Consider the following 3,301-nt stretch of genomic DNA (forward strand, 5'->3'; position numbering starts at 1 on the left):
CGTCGGCGATACCGGTGGCGTTGGCGGGTGCGTGGGCACGCCGGTCGCGGTGAGGTCGGAATCCTTGACGGTGATGTCGAAGACGACCGAGTTCGGTTGCCGGCTACACTCTATTTGTACCGTGTTATTGGTCACATTCCCGGGTCCGGTTACAGCGATATCATCAGCCAGCGCCAAGGCCACCCGCAGCGGGGTGTAGTCCCTAAGCCCGAGAATGAACGGGTCCAGGTTTATCCAGTGCTCGCGGTGGTTGATGACTCCCGGCGCGCCGAACTCGACGAAGGTCTGCAGCTCACCCGCGGGCGGCTTGCCGGCGCGCGCCTCCCAGACCTCGCAGGCGGAGGTGTAGCGGTCGTCGGCGATCTTCAGGTCGCGGGGCTGCCAGCCGCCCAGCGGCGCCATGTGCTGCACGATCGCGGCCGCCTGCCGCTGATCCAGCGCGGGTGAGAATAACAGGGGCACCGCCTCAGAGCGGCCGTCGGAGGTGATGAGCGCCACCACCTGGAACGGCGGGGGCTCCGGGAGCTCGAGCAGGGTTTTTGCGCCGGCGGGCTTTGGCGGCGCCGCCAGCGCTGGTGCCGACGTTGAACGCGATGGGGTTAACTCGGGCGCGGCATATGCCGCCGGCAGGGTGAGGCATACGAGCAGCATCGCCACCGCCAGGCAGCGTCGAGCCGGGATATGGGCGCGATTTGTCACTGGGGTACGCGGACGGCAGCAGCCCGACCGAGGACCGGCAACCGCTTTCACCATAATTATACTCAAGCCCGCCCCCGCCGGTCAATCGCCGCGCCCGGGGAAACGAGGGCTCCGGGCTGGCGTCGCGTCCCTCAATACACGCGCGTGAGGTCGCTGCGCACTTGCTCGGGGCGGCGCGAAAGTCGCTGAAGGCCGAGACAAGAAGAGACTTCAGCCGACACGCCTCTCGAAGACGGTCAGGTGGGTGACTAGCGGCGCTAGCTCCGGGTGAGGCGCGACAAAGCGCCGGACCTCGCGGTAGCGCTGGGAAAAGCGCGCCCGGTCCGCCGGAGTTTCGAACAGCTTGCCGCCGTTGAAGTGGTGGTTCCGGTCCACCTCGAAGGAACGCAGCACGATATAGTCCGGCCGCAGCTCAGCGGTGATGAGTCTGAACACACGGCCATTGGAGCCCGTGCTCGCCTTGAACTTCACCACGCGCGGGGAGATCACGCCCGCCATGTCAATGATACGACGCTGCGAATAGTAGCCCTGATAACCGATGGCCTCCATGGCCACGGAGGCGTTGGCCGCGGTGTGACTTCGCAGCCACAGCCCCACCCCCCGCCGCAAGCCCCACTCGTTTTCCTGGAACAGCCGGGTGTGTCGCACTTGGCGCGGCAGGTCGCGGGCCATGCCAACGAAGGCGGGGACGACCATCGCCGCCGTCCCCACCGCGACCGCGACGCGCAGTGCCTGGTGCCGTTTCGCGCTGGCAATCCAGGTCAGCAGTTGCCCGATCCCGGCCCCGCCCAGGAGCAGGCAGCACAGTACCATTGGGAGCAGATACCACTGGTACATCGGCGCGCGCTTGCAGTACATCAGGACCGCGTACATGACCGGGAAGATGGGAAGCAGCAGCAGCTCGCGGCGTCGGGTGCGAACCACCGCGTAGATCCCCGACGCCAGCAAGGCGACCCAGACCAGGAACAGCGATTGATCGCTGGGGAAGCCGCTACCCGAAAGATACCAGCGCAGGAGGCGATGGAAGTGCTCGGGCTGGAAGAGCAGGTGCTCGCGGCCGGGCCGGATCGTCCCCTTGGCCAGCATCGTGTTGGGTATCGGGCTGGTGAAGTACAGGTAAGCGAAGACTACCCAGGGCACGATGAACGCGCCGAAGGCCAGCGCCTGCTTGAGGGGCCGACGATGGGTAGACAGCAGAGTCATCCCCAGTACCAGTGCGCCCCAGATCAGCCCGTCAATGCGGCAAAGCGCGAGCAAGGCGACGGCGACGGTCGCGCCCACGGGCTGCCGTCGGGAGAGGAAGTGCAGGCTCAGTGCCATCAGGAACAGCACGAGCGGGGTCTCCATGCCGCCAAGGGAGGTGCGGATAACCAAGGGATGGAGGTAGTAGAGCAAGCCGCCGGCGATGGCGCCCGCGTGCGACACGCCGAACCTGACAAGCGCGGAGTAGGCCAACAGGCCGGCCGCGATGCCGAACCACGGCATGACCAGGGAGGCAATGACGGGGATGCGCTCGGGCCCCGCGATCAGGCCGAGGCCGGCGAGGAATAGGGTCTGCAGCGGCGTCGTGGTGCCGAGCACGCGCTCCCCCAGGTTGTAGACGAAGCCATGGCCGGACGCGATATTCCGCGCATAGCGGAAGGTGACGAACGCGTCCTCCAGCGCGATCCTGGTGGTGAGGCTAAACCACAGCCAGGCCCCCAGGCCGACGCCGGCGAGGATGCAGTAGGGCAGAAGCTCGCGGTGCGCCCAGATCCCCGGAACGGGGAGCGGGTGGCCGGCTTCCGGCCGGCGCTCTGGGCGGCGCGTTAGGGTCGGGATTTTCGATGTCATGGGCTTCCCTGGAGACGATGCGGCATCGCAGTATCCGCCACTTCCGGCGCTTCGCTCATTTATGCGGCGTCAGGCGCGCTTGTCTCCTCTCCTAGAGCCACGCCGCCCGACACAGGCTGAGGAGATAGACCTCCGCCGCTCCCGCCTGACGCAGCACCCGCGCGCATTCCAGTAGGGTCGCGCCGATGGTCCATACGTCATCGAACACCAGTATCTTCCGGCCCAGGACCGCGGCGGCATCCGTCACCGTGAAGGCCCCTCGCACATTGGCCCGCCGCATCTTCGCGGGCGCCGCGATCTGCGGCGCGTTCAGCCGGGTGCGCTACAGGCAGTGGATGGCGATCGGCGTGCGCGTGCGCTGTGACAGCGGCCCACATAACAACTGCGCCTGGTTGAACCCCCGCTCGCGCGCCCGCAGCGCCGGCGGCGCGCCCGACTTGATGAACAGGTCCGACGCCTTGCTCTCGACCGCGAAGCGTCACAGGTCCTCAAGCTCAATCGCCACCTTGATCTTCCCTTTCGTTTCCGACCGCGCCCGCGGGCGAGCCGCCGGCCGGCACGCATGCGCTCCTCTTCGTTGCCCACGGCCCGATGCCCTTCCGTCGCGCCGCCAGCGCCAACGCCGCCACTGCCGCCAGCACGCCGGTTGCCAGCATGTACAGCGGCGTCCTGCGCGGCGGTGGCGCCGGCCGCGTGGGCGTCGGCGATACCGGTGGCGTTGGCGGGTGCGTGGGCACGCCGGTCGCGGTGAGGTCGGAATCCTTGACGG

Annotated in this window: 4 protein-coding genes; all 4 read right to left on the reverse strand. The window is 67.7% G+C overall.

Annotation, left to right across the window (positions count from 1 at the left end; all coding sequences use genetic code 11):
- The coding region (locus tag VM221_01580) for a hypothetical protein (GenBank protein HUT73507.1) at positions 1-651 on the reverse strand (651 nt) is incomplete at its 3' end.
- A gap of 258 nt (positions 652-909) precedes the next feature.
- The gene (locus VM221_01585; protein ID HUT73508.1) at positions 910-2,532 is read right to left on the reverse strand and encodes a hypothetical protein; all 1,623 of its coding nucleotides are present in this window, start codon (positions 2,530-2,532) and stop codon (positions 910-912) included.
- A 91-nt stretch (positions 2,533-2,623) separates the two neighbouring features.
- Complete coding sequence (locus tag VM221_01590; GenBank protein HUT73509.1) at positions 2,624-2,812, reverse strand: hypothetical protein; 189 nt, start codon at positions 2,810-2,812, stop codon at positions 2,624-2,626.
- 214 nt (positions 2,813-3,026) lie between these two features.
- Positions 3,027-3,301: hypothetical protein (locus tag VM221_01595; protein HUT73510.1), on the reverse strand; the 275-nt coding region annotated here is incomplete at its 5' end.

The sequence above is a fragment of the Armatimonadota bacterium genome (genome assembly GCA_035527535.1).
Lineage (GTDB): Bacteria > Armatimonadota > Hebobacteria.

What these genes read in the sequence shown, in the direction of transcription:
- VM221_01585 (HUT73508.1), bottom strand. Translation starts at nt 2,532, where the DNA reads ATGACATCGAAAATCCCGACCCTAACGCGCCGCCCAGAGCGCCGGCCG.
- VM221_01590 (HUT73509.1), bottom strand. Translation starts at nt 2,812, where the DNA reads ATGCGGCGGGCCAATGTGCGAGGGGCCTTCACGGTGACGGATGCCGCC.